The sequence below is a fragment of the Micromonospora sp. DT15 genome, from assembly GCF_049841475.1.
In the GTDB taxonomy this organism is placed as follows: Bacteria; Actinomycetota; Actinomycetes; order Mycobacteriales; family Micromonosporaceae; genus Micromonospora.
This window is the reverse complement of record NZ_JBNCKJ010000007.1, coordinates 13,328-35,404: the sequence shown is the minus strand read 5'-3', so window position 1 is coordinate 35,404 and position 22,077 is coordinate 13,328. Positions and strand designations below refer to the sequence as shown.

23 protein-coding genes are annotated in these 22,077 nt (G+C 71.3%); 8 read left to right on the top strand and 15 right to left on the bottom strand.

Features of this window, described 5'->3' with window-relative positions:
* Nucleotides 1-80: 80 nt before the first annotated feature.
* The gene (locus ACLQ3F_RS16695; RefSeq protein ID WP_425849883.1) at nt 81-902 is read right to left on the bottom strand and encodes an alpha/beta fold hydrolase; all 822 of its coding nucleotides are present in this window, start codon (nt 900-902) and stop codon (nt 81-83) included.
* A 32-nt stretch (nt 903-934) separates the two neighbouring features.
* On the bottom strand, nt 935-1,600 hold the full coding sequence (locus tag ACLQ3F_RS16690; RefSeq protein WP_425849881.1) for a DUF4097 family beta strand repeat-containing protein: 666 nt from the start codon (nt 1,598-1,600) through the stop codon (nt 935-937).
* Between the two features lie 237 nt (nt 1,601-1,837).
* On the opposite strand from ACLQ3F_RS16690, the gene ACLQ3F_RS16685 reads away from it, so the two are divergent.
* Nucleotides 1,838-2,587, top strand: a complete 750-nt coding sequence (locus tag ACLQ3F_RS16685) for a helix-turn-helix domain-containing protein (protein ID WP_355004966.1) — start codon at nt 1,838-1,840, stop codon at nt 2,585-2,587.
* 16 nt (nt 2,588-2,603) lie between these two features.
* Here ACLQ3F_RS16685 and ACLQ3F_RS16680 read toward each other — a convergent pair whose 3' ends face one another.
* The 4 genes from ACLQ3F_RS16680 to ACLQ3F_RS16665 all read right to left on the bottom strand — a co-directional run bounded on the left by ACLQ3F_RS16680 (nt 2,604) and on the right by ACLQ3F_RS16665 (nt 6,607).
* The gene (locus ACLQ3F_RS16680; protein WP_425849880.1) at nt 2,604-3,113 is read right to left on the bottom strand and encodes a hypothetical protein; all 510 of its coding nucleotides are present in this window, start codon (nt 3,111-3,113) and stop codon (nt 2,604-2,606) included.
* Between the two features lie 96 nt (nt 3,114-3,209).
* Nucleotides 3,210-4,493, bottom strand: coding sequence for an MFS transporter (locus tag ACLQ3F_RS16675; protein WP_355004964.1), 1,284 nt, complete (start codon nt 4,491-4,493; stop codon nt 3,210-3,212).
* 71 nt (nt 4,494-4,564) lie between these two features.
* The gene (locus tag ACLQ3F_RS16670; protein WP_355004963.1) at nt 4,565-5,014 is read right to left on the bottom strand and encodes a MarR family winged helix-turn-helix transcriptional regulator; all 450 of its coding nucleotides are present in this window, start codon (nt 5,012-5,014) and stop codon (nt 4,565-4,567) included.
* Nucleotides 5,015-5,128: 114 nt separating this feature from the next.
* The gene (locus tag ACLQ3F_RS16665) at nt 5,129-6,607 is read right to left on the bottom strand and encodes an NCS2 family permease (protein WP_357257739.1); all 1,479 of its coding nucleotides are present in this window, start codon (nt 6,605-6,607) and stop codon (nt 5,129-5,131) included.
* An 88-nt stretch (nt 6,608-6,695) separates the two neighbouring features.
* Between ACLQ3F_RS16665 and ACLQ3F_RS16660 the strand changes: the two genes are divergently transcribed.
* A complete protein-coding gene (locus ACLQ3F_RS16660) occupies nt 6,696-6,941 on the top strand; it encodes a DUF2530 domain-containing protein (RefSeq protein WP_091395273.1) in 246 nt (81 codons plus the stop codon).
* 36 nt (nt 6,942-6,977) lie between these two features.
* Here the strand turns inward: ACLQ3F_RS16660 and ACLQ3F_RS16655 are convergent, their stop codons facing one another.
* A complete protein-coding gene (locus tag ACLQ3F_RS16655; protein ID WP_393217828.1) occupies nt 6,978-7,907 on the bottom strand; it encodes a DUF3027 domain-containing protein in 930 nt (309 codons plus the stop codon).
* Here ACLQ3F_RS16655 and ACLQ3F_RS16650 point away from each other — a divergent pair.
* Together ACLQ3F_RS16650 and ACLQ3F_RS16645 are read left to right on the top strand one after the other, a co-directional pair.
* Nucleotides 7,906-9,519 (top strand): MFS transporter, encoded by a 1,614-nt coding sequence (locus tag ACLQ3F_RS16650; protein ID WP_357206219.1) that lies wholly within the window; start codon nt 7,906-7,908, stop codon nt 9,517-9,519. The genes ACLQ3F_RS16655 and ACLQ3F_RS16650 overlap by 2 nt on opposite strands.
* Complete coding sequence (locus tag ACLQ3F_RS16645; RefSeq protein WP_425849876.1) at nt 9,516-10,166, top strand: futalosine hydrolase; 651 nt, start codon at nt 9,516-9,518, stop codon at nt 10,164-10,166. The genes ACLQ3F_RS16650 and ACLQ3F_RS16645 overlap by 4 nt, the downstream gene beginning before the upstream one ends.
* Nucleotides 10,167-10,178: 12 nt before the next feature.
* Here ACLQ3F_RS16645 and ACLQ3F_RS16640 read toward each other — a convergent pair whose 3' ends face one another.
* The gene (locus tag ACLQ3F_RS16640; protein ID WP_425849873.1) at nt 10,179-11,048 is read right to left on the bottom strand and encodes a helix-turn-helix domain-containing protein; all 870 of its coding nucleotides are present in this window, start codon (nt 11,046-11,048) and stop codon (nt 10,179-10,181) included.
* A 447-nt stretch (nt 11,049-11,495) separates the two neighbouring features.
* On the opposite strand from ACLQ3F_RS16640, the gene ACLQ3F_RS16635 reads away from it, so the two are divergent.
* Complete coding sequence (locus ACLQ3F_RS16635; RefSeq protein ID WP_357206225.1) at nt 11,496-12,344, top strand: 1,4-dihydroxy-6-naphthoate synthase; 849 nt, start codon at nt 11,496-11,498, stop codon at nt 12,342-12,344.
* On the opposite strand, the gene ACLQ3F_RS16630 is transcribed toward ACLQ3F_RS16635, so the two are convergent.
* Nucleotides 12,305-12,691: a cold-shock protein gene (locus ACLQ3F_RS16630; protein ID WP_355004957.1), complete on the bottom strand. Its 387-nt coding sequence runs from the start codon at nt 12,689-12,691 to the stop codon at nt 12,305-12,307. The genes ACLQ3F_RS16635 and ACLQ3F_RS16630 overlap by 40 nt on opposite strands.
* A gap of 27 nt (nt 12,692-12,718) precedes the next feature.
* Complete coding sequence (locus ACLQ3F_RS16625; protein ID WP_357206227.1) at nt 12,719-13,342, bottom strand: HAD family hydrolase; 624 nt, start codon at nt 13,340-13,342, stop codon at nt 12,719-12,721.
* Nucleotides 13,343-13,425: 83 nt separating this feature from the next.
* On the opposite strand from ACLQ3F_RS16625, the gene ACLQ3F_RS16620 reads away from it, so the two are divergent.
* Nucleotides 13,426-15,909: a helicase-associated domain-containing protein gene (locus ACLQ3F_RS16620; RefSeq protein ID WP_425849871.1), complete on the top strand. Its 2,484-nt coding sequence runs from the start codon at nt 13,426-13,428 to the stop codon at nt 15,907-15,909.
* Nucleotides 15,910-15,939: 30 nt separating this feature from the next.
* On the opposite strand, the gene ACLQ3F_RS16615 is transcribed toward ACLQ3F_RS16620, so the two are convergent.
* Together ACLQ3F_RS16615 and ACLQ3F_RS16610 are read right to left on the bottom strand one after the other, a co-directional pair.
* Nucleotides 15,940-16,176, bottom strand: coding sequence for a hypothetical protein (locus tag ACLQ3F_RS16615; RefSeq protein ID WP_091395293.1), 237 nt, complete (start codon nt 16,174-16,176; stop codon nt 15,940-15,942).
* A 97-nt stretch (nt 16,177-16,273) separates the two neighbouring features.
* Nucleotides 16,274-17,152 carry a L,D-transpeptidase family protein gene (locus tag ACLQ3F_RS16610; protein ID WP_357203766.1) on the bottom strand — a complete coding sequence of 293 codons (879 nt, stop codon included), beginning with the start codon at nt 17,150-17,152 and terminating at the stop codon, nt 16,274-16,276.
* Between the two features lie 172 nt (nt 17,153-17,324).
* Between ACLQ3F_RS16610 and ACLQ3F_RS16605 the strand changes: the two genes are divergently transcribed.
* Nucleotides 17,325-19,004 (top strand): DNA repair helicase XPB, encoded by a 1,680-nt coding sequence (locus tag ACLQ3F_RS16605; RefSeq protein WP_112699948.1) that lies wholly within the window; start codon nt 17,325-17,327, stop codon nt 19,002-19,004.
* A 304-nt stretch (nt 19,005-19,308) separates the two neighbouring features.
* On the opposite strand, the gene ACLQ3F_RS16600 is transcribed toward ACLQ3F_RS16605, so the two are convergent.
* Complete coding sequence (locus ACLQ3F_RS16600) at nt 19,309-19,881, bottom strand: TetR/AcrR family transcriptional regulator (RefSeq protein WP_425849869.1); 573 nt, start codon at nt 19,879-19,881, stop codon at nt 19,309-19,311.
* Nucleotides 19,882-19,969: 88 nt separating this feature from the next.
* On the opposite strand from ACLQ3F_RS16600, the gene ACLQ3F_RS16595 reads away from it, so the two are divergent.
* Nucleotides 19,970-20,341: a DUF4267 domain-containing protein gene (locus ACLQ3F_RS16595; RefSeq protein ID WP_425849867.1), complete on the top strand. Its 372-nt coding sequence runs from the start codon at nt 19,970-19,972 to the stop codon at nt 20,339-20,341.
* Between the two features lie 42 nt (nt 20,342-20,383).
* Here the strand turns inward: ACLQ3F_RS16595 and ACLQ3F_RS16590 are convergent, their stop codons facing one another.
* Both ACLQ3F_RS16590 and ACLQ3F_RS16585 read right to left on the bottom strand, forming a co-directional pair.
* Nucleotides 20,384-21,106: a hypothetical protein gene (locus ACLQ3F_RS16590; protein WP_357203773.1), complete on the bottom strand. Its 723-nt coding sequence runs from the start codon at nt 21,104-21,106 to the stop codon at nt 20,384-20,386.
* A gap of 132 nt (nt 21,107-21,238) precedes the next feature.
* Nucleotides 21,239-21,991, bottom strand: coding sequence for a TIGR03089 family protein (locus tag ACLQ3F_RS16585; protein ID WP_425849864.1), 753 nt, complete (start codon nt 21,989-21,991; stop codon nt 21,239-21,241).
* Nucleotides 21,992-22,077: the final 86 nt, after the last annotated feature.

Genomic DNA, 22,077 nt, shown 5'->3' with positions numbered 1-22,077 from the left:
GCACTTTCTGTCCAGACTCACTGGGCAATCCGCCCATCTCGGCGACCGAAACTGCAAGATCGGCGCGGTGTAGCGGCCGACTACGCATCCTCGTTGAGGGTCCTTCGTGCGGTTCGGCTGAGGGCGGCGACTCCGCGTACCGCTTCGGCGACGGCGCGGAAGTCCTTCTTGAGGATCGCACCGTGGTTGCTGGCGACCTTCGCCCCGATGGTGATGTGCGGGTTGCGGGCGGTCACCGCGTCGAGGCTGGCGCGGATCTGCTCCTGCTCGTCCCCGCGACTGCCGAGGGACGTTCCCGAGGCGACGACGTACCGCACCGGAACGCTGATGGCGTCCAGCACCGGGCCCAGTTCGCGCTCGCGGGAGAGTTCGCCCAGTTCGATGTTGCTGTCCGCCATCTGGTCGGCGTTCATCCGTGGGGTCAGGCCGGTCGGGCGGAGCAGCGGCATGAACAGGTTCATCCGTCGGAACATCCTGCGGATCCGTTGCGCCATGGCATCGTCGAGCCAGTCGTGCGGGAACGCGCCGTCGACCAGGACCGCGCCCAGGGCACGCTCCGGGTTCCGGTTGGCCCAGTGCGCCCCGACCACCGCTCCGTAGGACCAGCCCACCAGCAACACCTGGGCCACCCCCCGGGCGGCGAGTACGGCGTCGACGTCCCGGACGGCAGCTTCGAACGAGTAGTCGGCTGAGCGCTCCGACTTCCTGCCGCGAGCCCGCTCGTCGTAGGTGATGTGCCGGAACTCGGTGCCCAGTTCGGCGATGACCCGCCGCCAGTAGCCCTGGGTGGCGAACTGGCCGTTGAGGTAGACCACCGGGATGCCGGGGCCACCGGTGTCGGTGACGGCCAGGGCCGTGTCGTCGACCGACACCATGCCGGTCCACAAGGTAGCTGGGTTCATGTCGTACTCCTGTCGCCTGGTCGTGGTGGGGTTCAGAGGCTCCGGGCGGTGATGTCGCCCTGGGAGGTGGTGGCGCGGATGTCGAGCGTCGTGGTGCCGTCGTTCTTGAGGGCGTTGCTGACCCGGCCGTGGCCGGTGCCGGCGTCGAGTGCGGCGGAGACGCCGGCGGCGGCACCGACCGAGATGTCGCCGGACTGGGTGCTGAGCACGACCGCGCCGCGCACGGCCTCGGCGATCCGGATGTCACCCCGGGCGGTGCTGATCTCGGCGGGGCCGTTGAGCCGGCCGACCTCGACGTCGCCGTCGATCGCGGTGAGCCGCAGGCTCGCGACCTCGTCGATCTTGATCTGGCGGTACGCCCCGTCGAAGGCCATGTCGCCGAGACGCCCGACGCCGCGAAGTTCGGCGCTGGCGGTCCTGGCCTTGATCGTCGAGCCGGCGGGGAGCTGAACGGTCACTTCCAGCGACCCGGACGGGCCGACGAGCGGGTTGCCGGAGGCCGGGGCCGTGATCCGCAGGACGCCGTCGGTGTAGGCGACAGTGGTCTGCTCGGCGGCCCTGGTGTCGCGCTTCTTCGAGGGGTCGGTGGGCAGAACCTCGACGACGGTGTCGGCGCGGTCCGCGGCGATCAACTGGATCCGTCCGGCGGGGATGTCGAGGACGGCCGAGATGGGGGCGGGGGTGTCGAACGTCTGCATCGTGTTCTCCTGTGTTGACAGCTCTTTCTGACAACGGAAACGCTACGTTGCTTTCCAAACGGAGGCAACAAGTATGTTGCGTTAGAGTTGCAGAGGCGCAGCTCAAGGCTCATAAAGTGTTGCAACGATCCCGGAGATAACGCAACGGCGAAGGTCGCAACCGTTGCAACGGGCGGAGGGTGAACGCTATGGTGGGGCAGTCAGCGGACGCGACGAGCAATTACCGGGGAGATCGTGATGCCGGGAGGCAGACTCAGTCAGCAGGAGCGCCAGCAGATCGCGCTGGGGCTGATCGACAGCCTCCCCTACGCGGAGATCGCCCGGCGCCTCGACCGTCCCACGTCGACAGTCACCCGCGAGGTGATGCGCAACGGCGGCCCCACCGCCTACCGCGCCGAGCTGGCCCACCGCGCCACCGAACGCCGCGCCCAGCGGCGCAGGACAGTCACCTCACCAGGGGCCAGCGCGCTCCCTCAGGAGCATGGACGTGACGCCGGGGCCGTGGCGGAGTACGGGGAGACGTTCACCACGGTCCTCATGGCTTCGGGCCTGCCCAAGATGGCGGCCCGGGTCCTGACCCACCTGTTCATCACCGACTCGGCCAGCCTCACCGCGTCACAGCTCGCCCAGCGCCTCCAGGTCAGCCCGGCGTCCATCTCCAAGGCGATCACCTTCCTGGAGAGTCAGAGCCTCGTCCGCCGGGAACGCGACGAACGCCGCCGCGACCGCTACGTGGTCGACGACGAGCTGTTCTACCAGGCGACGATCGCCAGCGCCCGGGCCAACGACCAGCTCGTCGCAACCGCGCGCCAGGGCGTCGCCATTCTCGGCCCGCAGACCCCCGCCGCCGCCCGCCTGGAGAACATCGCCCGTTTCCTCGACTTCATCAGTGAGAGCGTCGTCCGCGCCGCCGAGCAGGGCCGCGCGGTGCTTCACACCGGGACCCAACCCGCTGCCCAGGCCACCGGGCAACCGGATCGGCGGTGACCGACGGGCGGGCGGGTCAGCGGTGCCGCTGCCGCTGCCCGGGGCGGGCCGCCGGAAGGGCCAGACCGGCGGCGTGCAGCACGCCCTCCACCCGGACCCGCTCGATCTCCTGGTCGACGCCCTCCAGCTCGGCGAGGTGCTCGGCGATGCTGAGAGCGCGGCAGGCGAGACGAAGCCGGTCGTCGTACGCCTGGAGCAGCGCGCTGTGCCAGACCATCGAGCGACCGCTACCGCCGACCCGTTGACCGCCGAGACGGCGCAGGTCGGCGGCGAGCTGCTCCAGCGGCCGGCGGTCAACGCTGTCGAACTCGCTGAGGTCGATGTCCCGGGTCAGCGCGTCGGCCTCGATGGCACGGTCGAGTCTGGCGATCGTGCGCTTCTCCCGTCGGCGGTCACGCCACTCGGACCAGCCGCAGACCACCCGGTCGAGGATCTCGTCGTAGCAGAAGAGCAGGGCGAACGCCGCCGGCAGCGTGGCCACGGCGAGGAACGCCAGGGCCAGCATCAGCGCGTGTCCGACTCCCACGCATCGACGCTAAGCCCCACCGTGCCACCCCGCCAGCGATTTGGCCGCATCCGAGCAATCCGCGCAACCGGACGCGGCCGGAGCTGGTGGTAAACCTCAGCAGTCGGTGGAGGTGACGTAGAAGCGGGGCATCGGCAGCACCCGGAAACGCAGCCGGGCACCGGAGTGGCGGAGCTGCCAGGTGAGGGCGATCACCGCGGCGGCCAGCGAGATGAGCCCACCCATCCAGATGCTGGCACCGGCACCGTAGTGCTCCGCGACCCAGCCGATCAGCGGCGCGCCGACCGGGTTGGTACCCAGGAACACCAGCACCCACAGCGCCATCACCCGACCCCGGAAGGCCGCGTCCACGCCCAACTGGACCCGCTGGTTGGCGGCCTGGGCGAAGAAGACCATGAAGAAGCCGGTCGGCACCAGCAGGGCCACGACCAGCCAGTACGTCGAGGCGAGACCGACCAGGGTGCCGAAGCTGGCGCAGGCGATCGCCGCGCCGAGCACCAGCCAGACCGACGGCCGGCTGCGTCGACCGGTGCCGCTGAGCGCGCCGCCGAGCGCGCCCACGGCCAGCGCCGTGCTGAACAGGCCGAAGGAGGCGGCACCGGTGTGGAAGACCGTCTTCGCCAGCGCGGCGAGGGTGAGCTGGAAGTTGAACAGCGACATGCCGATCACCGACATGACAGCCATCGGCAGTAGCAGGTCGGGGCGACGGGACACGTACCGCAGCCCGTCGATGACCTTTGCGGACGCCCGCTCGTCGCGGGGCAGCAGGGCGTCGCGGTGCAGGTCGGCCGTCCGCATCCGGACCACGTTGACCAGGGGCGCGACGGAACTGAGGGCGGTGAAGAGGAAGACGGGGCCCACGTCGAACGCGGCGATCGCCAGGCCGGCGACGGCCGGGCCGACGATCCGCGCCGAGTTGAACACGGCGGCGTTCAGCGACAACGCGTTGGGCAGCAGCGGCGTGCCGACGAGTTCGGAGACGAACGCCTGCCGGACCGGGGTCTCCACGGCGTTGGCCGTGCCGAGCAGGGCGGCGAAGGCGAAGACGTGCCAGAGCTGCACCAAATCGGTGAGGACCAGCACCGCCATGCCGAGCGCCAGCACACTCCAGAAGGCGTTGGCGACGAAGAGCAGCACCCGCTTGTCGTACCGGTCGGCGAGTCGGCCGGAGAACAGGGTGAGCAGCAGCACCGGGGTGAACTGACACGCGGTCACCACGCCGAGCGCGGTCGCCGAGTTGTCGGAGAGGTCGAGGACGAGCCAGTCCTGGGCGATGAACATCATCCAGACACCGATCAGTTTGATCAGTTGCCCGGATGCGAAGAGCCGGTAGTTGCGGACCTGTAGGGACTGGAACATCGTGCTCAGCTTGGCCTGCACTCTTGGTGCGCCTCCTCGGACGTACGCGTCATCGACAGGTGACGGCACGGACCCGGTGGCGCGGGCGCGGCTCAGGCGCGAGCGAGCTGCTGAAGAATCTGGGCGGCCCTCTGCAGGGTCTCCCGTTCGTCCTCGTCGAGCGCGGCCAGCCGGTGGGCCAGCCATTCGTCGCGGGCCCGCTCGAACTGGTCGAGCACGGCCTGCGCTCCTTCGGTCGCCGCGAGGATGACCTGCCGCCCGTCGGTCGGATGGGGTGTCCGCTGCACAAGGCCGCGGTCCTCCAACTTCCCGACGATCTTGGTCATCGTCGGCGGCTGCACCCGCTCCACGTCGGCCAGCTCACGGGGTGTCATCGCGCCCGCCAGCCGCAGGCTGGTGAGCGCGGAGACCTGGGTGACCGTGAGGTCGCCGACCGGTCGGGCCTGTCGGACCCGCCGGTTGAGTCGGGTGATCGCATCACGCAGCTGGGGAGCCAGCTGCGCCGGTGGCACGCGTTCCGCCGTCACCGTCCGCTCCGTCACAGTAGTTAGCTTAACTAATGAGCATGGCTAACGACATCCGTTATGACCAGGCTCACGAGGGGATTCAGATGGTACGGGCGGGGAATCCCGATCGATTCCCCGCCCGGACGAGCCTCAGAGCACCAGGGACTCGATCGGCCCACGCAGGAAGTACAGCACGAAGAGCACGGCCACCCCGTACAGCAACGGGTGAATCTCCCGGGCCTTGCCCCGCGCCAGCTTGACCACCACGAAGGTGATCAGACCAGCGCCGATACCGTTGGAGATCGAGTAGGTGAACGGCATCAACACGATGGTGAGGAAGGCCGGAATGGCGATCTCGTAGTCGGACCAGTCGATCGTCCGGACCGCTGTCATCATCAGGAACCCGACCACCACCAGTGCCGTCGACGCCGCCTCGAACGGCACGATCACGACCAGCGGCGCCAGGAACATCGCGAGCAGGAAAAGCACGCCGGTGACCAGGTTGGCCACACCGGTCCGGGCACCCTCCGCGACACCGGCGGCGCTCTCGATGTACGACGTGTTGCTGGAGGTGCTGGCCGCACCGCCGGCCGCCGCCGCGATCGAGTCGACAAGCAGGATCTCCTTGGCCTTCGGCGGAGTGCCCTGCTCGTCGAGCAGCCCACCCTCCTGGCCGACCGCGACCATCGTGCCCATGGTGTCGAAGAAATCCGTGATCAACAGCGTGAAGATGAACATCAGCACGACCAGCCAACCGGCGCGGCCCCACGAGTCCAACACGTTGAACTTGCCGAGCAGCGACAGGTCCGGCAGGTCGACCACCGACTTCGGCAACTCCGGCACGTTCAGCGACCAGCCCTTCGGGTTGGGCTGACCGTTGACGAACGACGGGCCGATGTTGCCGATCGCCTCCACGATCACCGCGAGCACCGTCGAGGCGAGGATGCCGATCAGGATCGCGCCCTTGACCCGACGGACCACCAGCACCAGCGTGATCAGCAGGCCCACCACGAAGACCAGCATCGGCCAGCTCACCAGCTTGCCGCCGATGCCCAGGCCGACCGGAACTGTGGTGTTGGCATCGTCCGGGATGCGCCGGACGAAGCCGGCGTCCACCAGGCCGATGATGGTCAGGAACAGACCGATGCCGACCCCGATCGCACTCTTCATCTGCGTCGGCACCGAGCGGAACACAGCGGTCCGCAGACCGGTCAGCACCAGCACCGCGATGATCAGACCCTCGATCACCACCAGGCCCATCGCGTCTGCCCAGGTCATCTCGGGGGCGATCTCGTACGCCACGAGCGCGTTGACACCCAGACCGGCGGCGAGCGCCAGCGGGAACCGGCCGACCACACCCATGAGGATGGTCATCAGGCCGGCGACCAGCGCGGTCGCGGCAGCCAGCGCGGGAATCGGGAGGCTCTTGCCGTCACCGTCGACGGCGCCACCCAGGATCAGCGGGTTGAGCACCACGATGTACGCCATCGTGAAGAAGGTCGCCAGGCCACCGCGTACCTCACGGCTCAACGTCGAGCCACGGGCGGAAATCTCGAAGAACCGGTCGAAACCGTTACGCGGAGGGGCGGATTTGGAAGGTGTGCCGTTCTCGGGCGGCGCTACGGCCATCAGGTCCTCGCAGGTGATCTTCCAGTTGTCGCGCGCATCGTCCCAGATCGTCGGCGGGCAGGGGAAGTAGATCCCGTACGCTTGCCGAATGCCGAACGAGCAGCCACCGCGGCCCGCACCACTGGATCCGCCGATGGTGCCGTTCGCCCTCGCCGGGTTGATCGCGTGGGCCGTGGCCGGGCTGGTCCTGCTGATCTTCTTCCGGGGCTGGCTGACCGACCACGGTCACCAGAACTGGCTCTGGACCTGCCTCGCCGGTTTCCTGTGGGGTTTCCCGGGCCTCGCCGTGATGATGCGGCACGACGCCAACCGACGACGTCGCCGCGCAAGGTGAGCTGGCCGCCGCGCCGGAGCACTCCGGCGCGGACGATCAGGAGTGCCCGTACGGCTCCGCCGGCTCAGCGGCCTCCACCGAGCCCGGAGCCCGGCTGACCGACATGGCCTCCACCGCGCTGTCGTCGTAAACAGTGGGCAGCTCGTCGACAGCGGTCTCGGCCGCCTCGATCAACGTCTCGGAGTGGGCGCCGCAACCGTGGTCGGCGCTCACCACCCGGCCGTCGTCGGGAGCGTAGAAGTTGCCGCACGCCCCGAATGCCTGCCGCATCGCACCGGCCAGCGGCAGGTAGAAGCCGCAGGTGCCGCAGCGGGCGGCGGCCGGAGCGGCGGACGAGATGGCCGCAGCGGGGCCGTGGTCACCTTCGTACCAGCGCTGCGCCGTGTCGATGCGACCCTCCCGGGAGAGCACGCGGGCGCGGCCGAGGCCCAACTCCCATGCTGTCTCCTCGACCGCCGGGTCGTCGGAGAGCAGGTAACCGGGGACCAGTCGATCGTCGTCGGGCGAGGTCGGGAGCAGGTCACCCGGACCCAGGTCGCCCGGCTTGAGCCGCTCCTGCCAGGGCAGCCAGCCGGGCGCGAGCAGCGCGTCCGGGCCGGGCAGCAACACCGTCTCGCAGATGGTCACCGTCTTGCTACGCGGCACCCGGGTGACGGTGACCGCCCAGCGCCAGCCGTTGTAGCCGGCGAGGCGACATTCGAAGTAATGGGTGACGAGCCGGTCACCCTCGGCGACAACCTGCAGGTGGTCGCCGACATCGTCGGAGCCCACCTCGGTGATGCCGGCGCGGGCCACCTCGACGGCGGCGGCGCAGACCTGGTCGAGACGGGCGGCACGGGTGGAGACGGGCCTGGTCACCCGACCATTGTTCCCCATGCGCCTCGCAGGGGTGACAGGGACTCCCGGGGAACCTTTCCCAGCGGTGGTGCGGCGTACCCGGATCAGATGGGCGAGGATGGTGCACATGCCGTCGTACTCCCGCTCCGGGCGATCCGTCCTCGGGCGGACCGTCGGCACCGGCATTCGCGCCATCCGTCTGCTGTTGCGTGGTTCGGTGGGTAGCGGCCGCTGGGTGACCCGCCGGGCCGGCCGGGCCCGCGCCCGGGGTGCCGGCGGCGAGGTCGGCATGGTTCGCCTGTTCGACCTGCACGCGCTCTCCTGCGCCGGTGACACCCTGATCGCCATCGGCCTGGCCGGCACGATCTTCTTCAACGTGCCGCTCGGCGAGGCTCGCAGCAAGGTCGCGCTCTACCTGCTGGTGACCATGGTGCCGTTCGCGATGCTCGCCCCGGTGGTGGGCCCGCTGCTGGATCACTTCCGGCACGGCCGGCGGTACGCCCTGGCGGCGACGATGCTCGGGCGCGCCTTCCTGGCCTGGTTGATCTCCGACTACATCCACGGCTTCGGGCTCTATCCGGCCGCGTTCGGGGTGCTCGCGCTCTCCCGGGCGTACGGCGTGGCCCGATCCGCGGCGGTGCCCCGGTTACTGCCGGAGGGGCTCGGTCTGTCCCAGGTGGGTGCCCGGGCCAGCGTCTACGGCACCGTCGCGGGTGCGCTGGTGGCGCCGATCGGGTTGGCCGCGTTCTGGTTCGGGCCGCAGTGGCCGCTGCGGGTCGCGTCGGTGATCTTCCTGGTCGGCATGGTGATCTCCCTGCGGCTGCCGCCAAAGGCCGACTCGGAGCCACCGGAGCGGGTCCCCCGGCCACTGCGCGCGCTGGGCCGCCGCCGTGGCGACCGGCCGCTGGGCCGGGGCCGACCGTCCGGCCGGCTGGTGATCGCCACCCTGATCGGCGCGGCGACGCTACGCGCGCTCTACGGCTTCCTGCTGCTCTTCCTCGCCTTCGCGATCAAGAAGGGCGACCTGACGACAGTGGTGTTCGGCCGGGATCTGGGCGCCGAGTGGGCGTTGGGCGTGGTCGGCGGCGCGCTCGCGGTCGGCACCTTCCTGGCCACCGCCATCGGCACCCGGCTGCGCATCCACCGGCCGACCGCCATCCAGTCCAGCAGCATGATCATCGTGGCCGGGGTGGCGGTGCTCGCCGTCATCCAGTTCTCGCTGCTGATGGTCGCCCTGCTCTGCCTTGTCGCCGCGCTGGCCAGCGGGATAGCGAAGCTGGCGGTGGACGCCTCGATCCAGGAGCGCATCCCGGAACGGTTGCGAGCCAGTTCCTTCGCCCACTCCGAGACGGTGCTGATGCTCGCCTTCGTCGCCGGCGGTGGGCTCGGGCTGGTGCCGTTCGACGGCCGGATGGGCATCGCCGTGGCCGCCGGGGTCGGCGTACTGGCGGCGATCCGGGGTGTGCTGGCCGCCGCCCGGCTGCGCGGTGAGAAGCTGGCCGGCCGACCGCTCGGTGACGACGAGCTGACTGAGGACGAGCCGACGGACGAGCCGGCGGACGAGCCCGGGGACCCCACACCGACCTCACCGGCCCCGGCCCGGACCAGCTCACCGCAGTACGACGACCCGAGCCTCGCCCCGCCGGGCTACCACATCTACCGCCCGTCGTCGGCCGTTGGCGGCCCGGGTGGCGGGGCCGACGACGAAACCCGCCGCGAGTCCCCCGGCTCACTTTCGTGACCGGGCTGCTGGTGGTGACGGCGGTTCCAGCCGAGGCGGACGCGGTCCGCTCCGGGCTGACCGACCCCAGCGTGACCGTCAGCCCGATCGGTGTGGGCCCGGCCCTCGCCGGTGCCGCCACCGCCCGGCTGCTGGCGCTGGCAGAGGCCGCCGGTCGCCCGTACCGTGCGGTGGTCAGCGCCGGCGTTGCCGGCGGCTTCACCGGGCGGGCCGAGGTCGGCGACACGGTGCTCGGCACCGCCAGCATCGCCGCCGACCTGGGTGCCGAGTCGCCCGACGGCTTCATCCCGGTCGACGAGCTGGGCATGCCGCCCGCGCTGCTCGGTGCCGGCAGCAGGGTCCCGGCGGACCCGGGCCTGCTGGCGGCACTGCGAGCCGCCCTCCCGACGGCCACGGCCGGCCCGGTGCTCACGGTCAGCACCGTCACCGGCACTACGGCCAGCACCGACGAGCTGCGCCGGAGGCATCCGGAAGCGGTCGCCGAAGCCATGGAGGGGTACGGCGTGGCGGTCGCCGCGGCGCAGGCCGGGGTGCCCTTCGCCGAACTGCGCACGATCTCCAACCCGATCGGCCCCCGCGACCGGGACGCCTGGCGGCTGCGCGAAGCCCTGGCCGCCCTGACCGCAGCAGCCCCGGCACTGCGCTGACCCGGCCGACGCTCAGGAGAAGCGGCGCCTGCCAGGATGACCCAGGCGTAGTGCGGCAGCGCGGCGTGCCTCGATCTCGAAACCGCACGCCAGCAGCAGGTCGATGCCGGACCCCTCGGCGACAGCGACCGCGTCGTCGATGCCCGCCTCGCGCATCCCGGTCACCAGCGCGGTGACCAGCCGTCGCCCGAGCCCCAACCGCCGGTGCCGGGCGTCGACAAGCACGCCGTCGAGCACCATCTCCCGCTCCGGCATGTCCGGATGCCACTCGCCGAACTCCAGGAACGGGCTGCGCTCATGGGCCCGCAGCTCACCAACCAGCGTGCCGTCGGGAAGCTCGGCGACGTAGCGCCAGCAGGTGGACGGCAGGTCGCTGGCCAGCACCCGACGCACCTGCGCAGTCCTTCGGACCTCGGCAGCCCACCGCCGGTTGTCGCGATAGCGCCGGTTCAGCTCGTAGGCGGCCGGTGGCAGCGGAAGCGGATACCGCTCGGGCGGCAACCGGTACCACTCCGCCCACCAGGCGCCGGGCCAGTCCCGAGGCTCGTGGACCGGCCAGACGTCCAGGTGAGCCGGGTATCGGCGGCCCGCCTCGTCGCGCATGTCGTCGTGCGGAACCGGCGTGGGTTCGGTGACGCCGGAGACGGCGGGTGGGACGCCGACGGCCAGCGCCCCACCCGCCGCCTGGACGAGGCGTTCCACTGTCCGGAATCGGGGATCGAGCGCCCGCCCCGACTCGATCCGGGCCAGCGTCGGCTGCGGCACCCCGGATCTCTCGGCCAACTGCCGCTGACTCAGATCGGCCCGCCGACGCAGGGCGCGGAGCGCCGGACCGAGATCGACCCCGCTGGTCTCGTCCGTGTGGTCACTCGCCTCGGTCACATACCGATGCTCCCCGCTGGTCAGCGCACTATCAACACCCCGGCCAGACCTGTGGATAAAGCTGTGGACAACCGCTCGGCTCGGTGGACGACCTACTCCGCAAGCCCCCTTTGGAGCTGAATCGTCTACGACATCGCCACTCGGAGCTAGGACCGCAAGCTCCGAACCACCGGTCACCGAACCTGGGCGATTCGTTAACGACATCAGCTCCAAAGGGAGAGTGGGGTGGGTGTCTGACATTGCTGGGCCAGTCGTTTCCGCGCGTCATTCCCACCCGGCGGGCATCCGTCGGAGTTCGGGCCACCGCCCTACGGCCGGATCACGGCCGCTGACCGCCAGCCGCAGTCGCGGGCACAGATCAGGGCCACGGGCCGCCGGTCATGGTCGCGGGTCACAGTCGTGGGGTGGGCGCGGGCCGCGAGGCGGGCGCGGGACTACCGTGAGGGTGTGGCGCTCTCCCTGGCGATCTCGCCCTGCCCCAACGACACGTTCGTCTTCCACGCGCTGGTGCACGGGCGGGTGCCCGACGCACCGCCGGTCGAGGTGACGTACGCCGACGTGGACGTCACCAACACGGCGGCCGAGCAGGGCGCGTTCGACCTGGTGAAGGTGAGCTTCGCGGCGCTGCCCTGGCTGCTCGACGACTACCACCTGCTGCCCTGCGGCGGCGCCCTCGGTCGCGGTTGTGGTCCGCTGGTGCTCACCCGGGGTGACCGCGACGGCGGCCCGGACCGCACCGACCTGACCGGCGCCACTGTGGCGGTGCCGGGTGACCGGACCACCGCGTACCTGCTGTTCCGGCTCTGGTCGGCCGGGCGGCCACCGGCCCGGATCGAGGTGGTGCCGTTCCACGAGATCATGCCGGGCGTGGCGGCTGGGCGTTACGACGCCGGGCTGGTCATCCACGAGGCCCGGTTCACCTACCACCGGCACGGCCTGAGCGCCCTCGTCGACCTCGGCGAATGGTGGGAGGCCGACACCGGCCTACCCATCCCCCTCGGCGCGATCCTGGCCCGACGCGGGGCGGTCGACCCGCAGGCCGCGGCCGCCTGGGTCCGCGAGTCGGTCCGGCAGGCCTGGGCGGACCCGAAGGCCAGCCGGGAGTACGTGCTGGCGCATGCCCAGGAGATGGAACTCGACGTGGTCGACCGGCACATCGGCCTCTACGTCAACGAGTTCACAGCGGACCTGGGCGAGGCCGGTTTCGCCGCGGTGGCGGCACTGCTCGACCGGGCCGCCACCGCCGGCCTGGTGCCTCAGACCTCCAGCTCGCGGGCCACCGCGTGGACCAGCTGAGCGATTTTCTGCGCGGACTTCTTGTCCGGATACCGACCCCGGCGCAGGTCCGGCTGGACCTTCGCCTCCAGCACCTTGATCATGTCTTCGACCAGGCCGTGCAGTTCCTCAGCCGGCCGACGGCGCAGCTCCGACATCGACGGCGGCGCGTCCAGCAGCTTGACCCCCATGGCCTGCGAGCCCCGGCGGCTGTCCACCACGCTGAAGTCGACCCGCTGGCCACCCTTGAGGTCGGTGACACCCGCCGGCAGCGCCCCCTTGGGCAGGAACACGTCGCCGCCCTCGTCACTCGTGACGAAGCCGTATCCCTTGGCCGTGTCGTACCACTTCACTCGACCCGTAGGCACCTGAAAACCCCTGCTTCACTTGAGCCGCTACTGCTCCAAGGCTAGCTGGATCATCCCGTCGAGCGCCGCTGGGAATTCGGTGAGCTCCTCCAGCACCACTTCCGCCCCGGCCGCGCGCAGCTCATCGGAGGAGCACGGGCCGGTCGCCACACCGATGCCGGGCACCCCGGCCGCTGCCGCCGCCACCATGTCCGCGACATGGTCACCGACGTAGTGGGTAGCGCCGTGCTCCCGCAGAGCGGTCGCCTTCTGCTCGGCGAACAGGTCGCCGGCCAACTCGTCGACAGTGAGACCGAGGTGGTCCAGGTGCAACCGAGCCAGCCGGCCGATCTTGGACGTGACGACCAGCACCCGGCCACCGCGCGCACGGATCGCCTCGATCGCCTCCCGCGCGCCGGGCAGCAGGAGCGTCGGGGTGATCGCGTACGCCGGGTACAGCTCGCGATACACCCGCACGGCCGACTCGACCTGATCCGGCGGGAACCAGTGCGCGATCTCGGTACGCAGCGGCGGCCCGAGCCGGGACACCGCCAGCTCGGCGTCGACCGGCACACCGGTCCTCGCGGTCAACGCCCGGTACGCCGCGGCGATGCCGGGGCGGGAGTCCACCAGGGTCATGTCGAGGTCGAATCCGACGGTCAGTGCGGGCATGTCGAGAAACGTACCGGCTACTCCCAGCCGACCGGACGTCCGAGGGGCGCGGAAGCCCGGTGCCGGGCTAGCGTGGAAAGACGATGACCACCTCACTCGCCGACCACCTGCGGTCGCTGCCCGACGAGTCACTGGCCGCGCTCCTCCAACTGCGGCCCGACCTCGTCGTGCCCGTGCCGGCCGACGTCTCCGCCCTGGCCATCCGGGCCCAGTCCCGGGTCTCCGTGGCCCGCGCGCTGGACGGCCTGGACCAGTTCACCCTCCAGATCCTCGACGCCGCCCGCCTCACCCGGAACCCGGACGACGCCACCACGGCCACCGACACCGTGCTCGCGATGGCGACCGCCGGGCCGCACCCGCCGGCTCCGACGGCCGTCCGGGCCGCCGTGGGCCGACTGCGTGCGCTCTTCCTGCTGTACGGCCCGGAACACGCGCTCCAGGTGTTGCCCGCAGTCGACGAAGTCTCCCCGTACCCCGCTGGGCTCGGCCGACCGGCCGCAGAGCTGGACCCGCGCGCGGCCGCGCTCTGCGCGGACCCGGCGAAGCTGCGACGGACGGTGCTCGCCGCCCCGCCCTCGGCCCGGGCGATCCTGGACCGGTTGGCGGCCGGCCCACCGGTGGGCAGCGTGCCGCCGGGGGCGTTGCAGGCACCGCCGCTCGGCGCGGCGGACCCGGTCCTCACCGACCCGACGAACGGTGGCGCGCCGACCGGCTCCCCGGTGCGGTGGCTCGTCGACAACCGGCTGCTGGTCCCGGCGACGACCGGCTCGTCCACGGCGAGCGGAACGGTGGAGCTGCCCCGCGAGGTCGGCCTGCTGCTGCGCCGCGACAGCGGCCCCCTCGGGCCGCTGCGCACCAGCCCGCCGCCGGTGGCCGCCGCGCCGCGCGAGCCGAAGGCGGTCGACTCGGCCGGAGCCGGGCAGTCCATGGAGGTGGTCCGGCACACCGAAGGGCTGCTGGAGCAGCTCGCCGACGAGCCCGCGCCGGTGCTGCGTTCGGGTGGCATCGGTGTACGGGACCTGCGCCGGTTGGCGCGTACCGCCGGGCTGGACGAACCGACCACCGCGCTGCTGCTGGAGGTGGCGTACGCGGCGGGGCTCCTCGGTGAGCTGGAGATGCCCGGTGCGACCACCGGCCGCTACGGGGCGGATCAGCAGGTGCTGCCGACCGGCGGGTACGAGGTGTGGCGGGCCGCCTCGCTGGCCCAACGGTGGGAGCAGCTCGCCCGCGCGTGGCTGACCATGACCCGGCAGGTGGGGCTGGTGGGCCGCCGTGACGACCGGGACCGGCCGATCACCGCGCTCTCCGCCGAGGCCGAGCGGGCCAGCGTGCCGGCCACCCGACGGGCGGTGCTCGGCGTACTCGCCGATCTGGAGCCGGCGACGGCACCCACCCCGGAGGAGGTGCAGGAGCTGCTGGACTGGCGGTCTCCCCGTCGCAGCCGGGGCCGGGATGCCGCACACCGGGAGGTGCTGGCCGAGGCCGCACAGCTGGGCGTGACGGGGCTGGGGGCGCTCACCTCGTACGGTCGGCTGCTGCTGGGGGACCTGACGTCGACCGACGATCGGGGTGACGACCCGCTGGGCGTGCACGCCGACGTCGAGAGCGGCGACCCGTCCAGTACCGCGCGGGCGCTGGACGCCCTGCTCCCCGCACCAGTCGACCACTTCCTGGTGCAGGCCGACCTGACAGTGGTGGTGCCCGGCCCACCCGAGCCGGCACTCGCCGTCGAGTTGGAGGCGATGACCGAACTGGAGTCGGCCGGCGGGGCCAGCGTGCACCGCGTCACCACGGCGAGCGTGCGGCGGGCCCTGGATTCCGGCTACACGGCCGACGACCTGCACGACGTGTTCCGGCGTCGGTCACGTACCCCGGTGCCTCAAGGGCTCACCTACCTGATCGACGACGTGGCCCGTAAGCACGGTGGGCTGCGGGTCGGCCTGGCCGGGGCGTACCTGCGCAGCGACGACGAGACGCTGATCAGCGAGGTGTTGGCCGACCGGCGGCTGGAGTCGTTGGCGCTGCGCCGGCTCGCGCCGACGGTGCTGTGTACGCAGTACCAGGTTGGTCGGCTGCTGGGTGCGCTGCGCGACGCGGGGTACGCCCCGGTGCAGGAGGACGGCACCGGCAGCACTGTGCTGGCCCGGCCGCGAATCCGGCGGGCCCCGCCCCGGGTGTCGGTGACCACCCGGACGATCGATCCGCTGGCCGCACCGAAGCTGCCCATGCCCCGGCTGCTCGGTGTGGTGGAGCACATCCGGCGCGGCGACGCGGCGGCGCGGGCCGCCCGACGGGCGCCTGCCGTGGTGCGCGGCGGTGCACCCGGGCTGGGCGGCGGCCCGGTGCCGGCGCACACCCACAGCGAGGCACTGGCGGTGCTCCAGCAGGCGGTCCGGGACAAGGCGCTGGTCTGGGTGGGCTACGTCGACGCGCACGGGGCGACGGCGTCACGCCTGCTCAAGCCGGTCTCGATCGGTGCCGGCTACCTGCGGGCCGAGGACGAACGGACCGAGATGCTGCACACGTTCGCGCTGCACCGGATCACCGCGGCGGTGGTGGCGGACTGACCGACGGTGCCACCGCGCGGACGCCGTCGGTCAGCGGCGACTGCGGCGTACGGTGCCGACCACCGAGATGATCAACAGCAGCGCGAAGCCGGCACCGGCGGACTCGCCGACGGAGTCGACGAAGCCCTGCTGGAGCACCAGCCAGCCGAAGAGGAACCACCCGAGCAGGAGTGTCGCCGCGACGGCGTACGCGATCACCGTCGCTCGGGACACTTCGTCGGGTGGTGCGTGTTCGTGCTCCGCGATCACGTCACGGTCGACCGTCATGCCCAGCCTCCCCGCCCGGTCCGGCCCTGGACTCCAAGGGTGACACTCGTTGGTCCGGTCGGACAGGGGGTTATCCCCGCGATTCGCTCCGTGTCACTCAGGTGCCGGGGCGTCGGCCGATCAGCACCACCCGGGTGCCGACCTTGCCGAGCTCCCACATCCGGACGGCGTCGGCGTGCAGCAGGTTGACGCAGCCGTGCGAGCCGATCGACTTGTCGTGCAGGTAGGTGGTGGTTTCGTGGAAGCCCATCCCCTGGGTGAAGTGCTGCCAGTACGGCAGCCACACCTCGTACGGGTTGGACCACTCCTTGGGGTTGCGGTAGTTGACGGCGTACGTGCCGGCCGGGGTGCGGTAGCCGGACATGCCGGTGCGGGTCACCGTCGGCGCCATGATCACCTTGCCGCCGCGGAGCGCCCAGACGGTCTGCCGCGTGAGGTCCACGCAGAACGTCGTGCCGGTGCCGGCCTTGCAGCGGGTCGTGTCGGTGGTGGCGAGGCGCTGGGCCACGTCGAGGGTGGTTGGTCCGGCGCGACCCTCGACGGGGCGAATGCCGTACCTCTTCTGGAACTTCTTGATCGCCGCGCAGTCGGCGGCGGACTGCCGGCCGTCCACTGTCACCGCCCCGAACCCGCCCAACCGGGCCAGGTGGGTCTCCACCGCCCGCTGGTGCTGCCCCTGGGGGCAGCCGGCGACTGTCGGCGTACCGGTGCCGGGGGTCGTGGTGGGTGCCGGGCGGGTCGGCTTCGGCGTGGGTTTCCGGGAGGGTTTCGTTGTGGGCGCGGCCGGGGTGGGCCGGCCGTGCTGGTCGGGCCCGGACGTGTCGCCCGCCCCCGTTGCCTGTTCCGCCGCACCGGCTTGGGCGGCTCCCCCGCCACCACTCCCGCCGGACTGCGGATCGAACGCGCACGCTCCCGCGCCGACCAGCACGACCACCACGAGGGCAACCAGCCGGGAGGCGATCCGGACATGCTCCATGGGCCCTCCCCAGACAGTCGTCCCTTTACTAGACGTTCGTGAGTGCCATCACGGTTGCGCCCGGTGAGCATCTTTCTTTCGCCGTCCCGCATCGTGCAACACTGGATGGTCGGCCAGCAGCGGGTATGCGACCCGTTCCGGCCGGTCGGCCAACCGAGGAGAGGACGCTGGCGTGAGCGGTGGACCACTGATCGTGCAGTCGGACAAGACCCTGCTGCTGGAGATCGACCACCCCGACGCGCAGGCCTGCCGGATGGCGATCGCGCCGTTCGCGGAGCTGGAACGCTCGCCGGAGCACGTGCACACCTACCGGCTGACCCCGCTGGGTCTGTGGAACGCCCGCGCGGCGGGGCACGACGCCGAGGGAGTGGTGGATTCGCTGCTCAAGTACTCCCGCTACCCGGTGCCGCACGCGCTGCTGGTGGACGTGGCCGAGACGATGGACCGGTACGGCCGGCTCCAGCTCGCCAACGACCCGGCGTACGGGCTGGTGCTGCGCGCACTGGACCGGCTGGTGCTGATCGAGGTGGCCAAGAGCAAGAAGCTCGCCGGGATGCTCGGCGACAAGATCGACGACGACACCATCAGGGTGCACCCGTCCGAGCGTGGCCGGCTCAAGCAGGCGCTGCTCAAGCTGGGCTGGCCGGCGGAGGACCTGGCCGGTTACGTCGACGGTGAGGCGCACCCGATCGAGCTGGCCGAGGCCGGCAAGGACGGCCGCAAGCCGTGGACGCTGCGCTCGTACCAGCGGGAGGCCGTGGAGGCGTTCTGGGCCGGCGGGTCGGGGGTGGTGGTGCTGCCCTGCGGTGCCGGCAAGACCCTGGTCGGCGCGGCGGCGATGGCCGAGGCGAAGGCGACCACCCTGATCCTGGTCACCAACACGGTCGCCGGTCGGCAGTGGAAGCGGGAGCTGATCGCCCGCACCTCGCTGACCGAGGAGGAGATCGGCGAGTACTCGGGCGAGCGCAAGGAGATCCGTCCGGTCACCATCGCCACGTACCAGGTGCTCACCTCGCGGCGCGGCGGCGCATTCACCCACCTGGACCTCTTCGGGGCCCGCGACTGGGGCCTGGTCGTCTACGACGAGGTGCACCTGCTGCCCGCGCCGATCTTCCGGTTCACGGCGGACCTCCAGGCCCGCCGCCGGCTGGGCCTCACCGCGACCCTGGTACGCGAGGACGGCCGCGAGGGCGACGTGTTCAGCCTGATCGGGCCGAAGCGGTACGACGCGCCGTGGAAGGACATCGAATCGCAGGGCTGGATCGCCCCTGCCGAGTGCACCGAGGTCCGGGTGACCCTCACCGACGCGGAGCGGATGTCGTACGCGACGGCGGAAGCCGAGGAGCGCTACCGGATGGCGGCGACCGCCCGCACCAAGCTGCCGGTGGTCAAGGCGCTGGTCGACCGGCACCCGGACGACCAGGTGCTGGTGATCGGCGCGTACATCGACCAGTTGCACCAGCTCGGCGAGTACCTCGACGCGCCGATCATCCAGGGCTCGACCACGAACAAGGAGCGGGAGCGTCTGTTCGACGCGTTCCGCACCGGGGAGATCCGCACGTTGGTGATCTCGAAGGTCGGGAACTTCTCGATCGACCTGCCCGAGGCGGCGGTGGCGATCCAGGTGTCCGGGACGTTCGGCTCACGCCAGGAGGAGGCGCAGCGGCTCGGTCGGGTGCTGCGGCCGAAGGCCGACGGCCGGCAGGCGCACTTCTACACCGTGGTGTCCCGGGACACGATCGACACCGAGTACGCGGCACACCGGCAGCGCTTCCTCGCCGAGCAGGGGTACGCGTACACGATCGTCGACGCCGACGACGTCCTCGGCCCGAAGCTGCCCACTGTCGACTGACCCGCGCGGCCTCGATCGACTCGGTTTCCAGGAAGTCGCGGTGTTCGGGGCGCTGTGATGCCCCACTTTCCTGGAGCCCGAGTCGATCAGCACGGTGGGCGCGGGGCAGCGCGGTTGGCGCGGGCAGCACGGTGGGCGCGGACCACGGCGGGTGCGGACCACGGCGCGGGAACGGGATGTCTCTCGCGCTCGCTGTGGAGCTGATGTCGTAGACGGCCGCTGCCTCGCGGCGCGCGGTGCGCTCTGCCGACCGACCACCTCGCGCCGTGCGCGCCCCGACCGCGTCAGCCTTGACCGGCATCGCTCAACGGGAGAAGCGGTCCACCAGGACCGCGAGCCGGCGCTCGTGGTCGGCGCGGCGGAGCCGGCCGCTGCGCATCAGTGTGACCAGGCCGTGCAGGCCGGCCCAGAAGGTTTCGGTGACCGTCTCCAGGTCGTCGTCCAACGCGACCGGGCGCACTGTCTCGGACAGTTCGGCGAAGCCCCGGGCCAGGTCGGTTGGCACGTCCTGGCTGGCGAACGGCAGGTCCACGGCGAGGGTGAACATCGCGTCGTAGATCGCGGGCCGCTGCTGGGCGAACGCGACGTACGCGGCTGCCACGTCGGCGACCGCCTGCCGGGGGTCGGGGGCGGAGGCCCGGGCCGAGACCAGTGCGGTTGCCAGCTCGGCGAAGCCCTCGACGGCGACCGCCGCCATGATGGCGTCCTTGCCCTTGAAGTGGCTGTAGAGGACGGGCTGGCTGTACTCGATCTCGGCGGCGAGCCGTCGGGTGGTCACCGCGTCCCAGCCTTCGGCCAACGCCAGGTCCCGCGCCGCGGTGATGATCGCCTGCTCCCGTTCAGCCCGCTCACGCTCCCGGCGCGCCTGTGTCGACATGACAGCAACCTAGCACTGCTAGCAATCCTGTCTTCGCTCTGCTAGCGTCGCTCTTATATCTAGCAGCGCTAGGAATTGGAGCAGACTCATGCTGGCACCCCTCGCCTACGGGCTCGCCGTCGCACTCAGCCTCTTCGTCGCCTTCATCGGCGCGCGGTTCCTGCTGGTGCCGCAGGCCGCCGCCGCCGGCTACGGCGTGCCGGCCCGACCGGACGGCGACCCCGCCTACCTGACGGTCAAAGGACTCAAGGACCTCACATTCGGGCTGCTCGGCCTTGCCCTGATCGCCTTCACGACCGCCGAGGCGGTCGCGTGGTACATGCTGGTCGTCGCGCTCGTCCCGCTGGGCGACACCGTCATCGTGCTGCGGAATGGCGGAACGAAGGCTGTGGCATTCGGCATCCACTTCGCCACCGCCGTCGTCGTCCTCCTGAACGCCGCCCTGCTGTTCGCCCTGTAACCCCCACCCGGACCCCCTCGGCCCTGACCCTGCCCGTGTTGATCAAGACGTGGGGGGTGGGCAGCGGTCGGGGAGGGTGACCTCGCCGGGGCGGTGATCGAAGGTGTCCATTGTGAACCATTCGTCCAGCTCCGGGTCGAAAAGGTTCTGCAACCCGAACTGCAACACCTGCCACCACCGGCTCGGGTCGTGCTGGTCGACGTAGATGTCGCCGAGCGCGATCGGGAACCGGAAGAACTCCCCTGGCACCGCGGAGCCGCCGACGACCCCGACCCGCCAGTGGTCGACATGTCGGTCCTTCTCACCCTGAAGGATCTCCGGCCCCACGTAACGAGCGGTCTTCAGCTTGTCGTTGAAGATCTGCCGGTTGAAGAAACCCGGGACCTTGCTGCACGCGCGGGGCGGGAACAGCGGGATGTTGGGCCACTTGTAGGTGAGCGTGTAGAGCGTGTTCTCGTAGATCAGGTTCGTGAACCAGATCGGGTGGTCCGGGCCGCCGGCGATCATCTGGCTGTTGCCGTCGCGGCCCTGCCAGGAGAACGGCACGTCGATGCCGAGGTCCCGCACGACGTACCGGCCGGTGCCCTGGAAGTCGGCGGGGAGCAGCGGCGGGCGCGGCTCGCGCGGGTCGGGGGCCGTGGGCCCGTCGGCCTGGGCCGCACGGGGCATCGGCGCCGCCGCCGGCCCGGGCGCGACCACCCCGAGGGCGAAGAGTCCACCGGCCACCGCCGCGACCACAACCCGAGGTGTACGCCTCGAAGCCATCAACCCTCCGCCGGTGTGCACAGTGGCCGCGCCCGGACCATCGCGCGTGCCTTCGGCGAAGCGTATGAGCAGGAAAGATGTGAGAGCTGACGGAAGGCGGCGGCTCCACCGGTCGGGTGACTCGAGACGGCCTCAGAGGACGCGGGTGATGCGTTCCGCGGCGACGATCGAGTCCCGCCGCGCCGGGTCGAGGTTGGCGCTGATCACCACTGACGCGCCGGCCGAGAGCGGCGCGAGCAACCACTTCAGCGGCTGCTCGGTTTCGGCGGCGTCGACCAGCAGGCGGTCGCTGGCGCGCAGGTCCAGCATCGTGGCGAACTCCTGGGCGAGAGCACCCCACTGACCGTAGGTGGTGCCGTCGGCGGTGGCCGGGTCCGACGGGTGGATGGCTGTGTGGTCGGGCGCGCCGTCGCCGTGCCGGAGCACCTCGGCGGACCAGTCCAACCAGCCCAACGGCACGTCGTCCAGCCGCCCCGGACCGGTGCCGACGAGGTAGCGGTGCGGCGCGTCCGGCACGTCCTCCAGCCAGTCGTCCTGCCGCTCCGGCGTCACGAACACCGCATCGAACGGCCGGTCGCCGCCGGGTTCGAGGACCGCCAGGCCCGCGGTGGCGCGCGGTCGGAACGACACCGCCAGGCCCGAGGCCCAGGCCCCCAACAACACAGCGGCGGTACGCCAGTGCGGCGGCAGCAGGACCGCTACGCGGCTGCCGGGGCCAAGGCCGCACCCGTCCCGCAGCAGGCCGGCGCTCCGGGCAGCCCACTGGCCGACCTGCTGCGCGGTCAGGTCAACGCGCTCGCCGGTCGCCTCGTCGCGGTAGCTGAGCAGCGGGCGCTCGGCCTCGACGGGCCGGGCCGCCAGGTCGGCCGTGTCGGTTGGCTGCATCTTCACGCTCCCCGGGTCGACGTCGGCATCACAGTACTCAACGACTTTGGTCGCATCGCTCGTCGGCCGATGGCCGTATCGGGTGA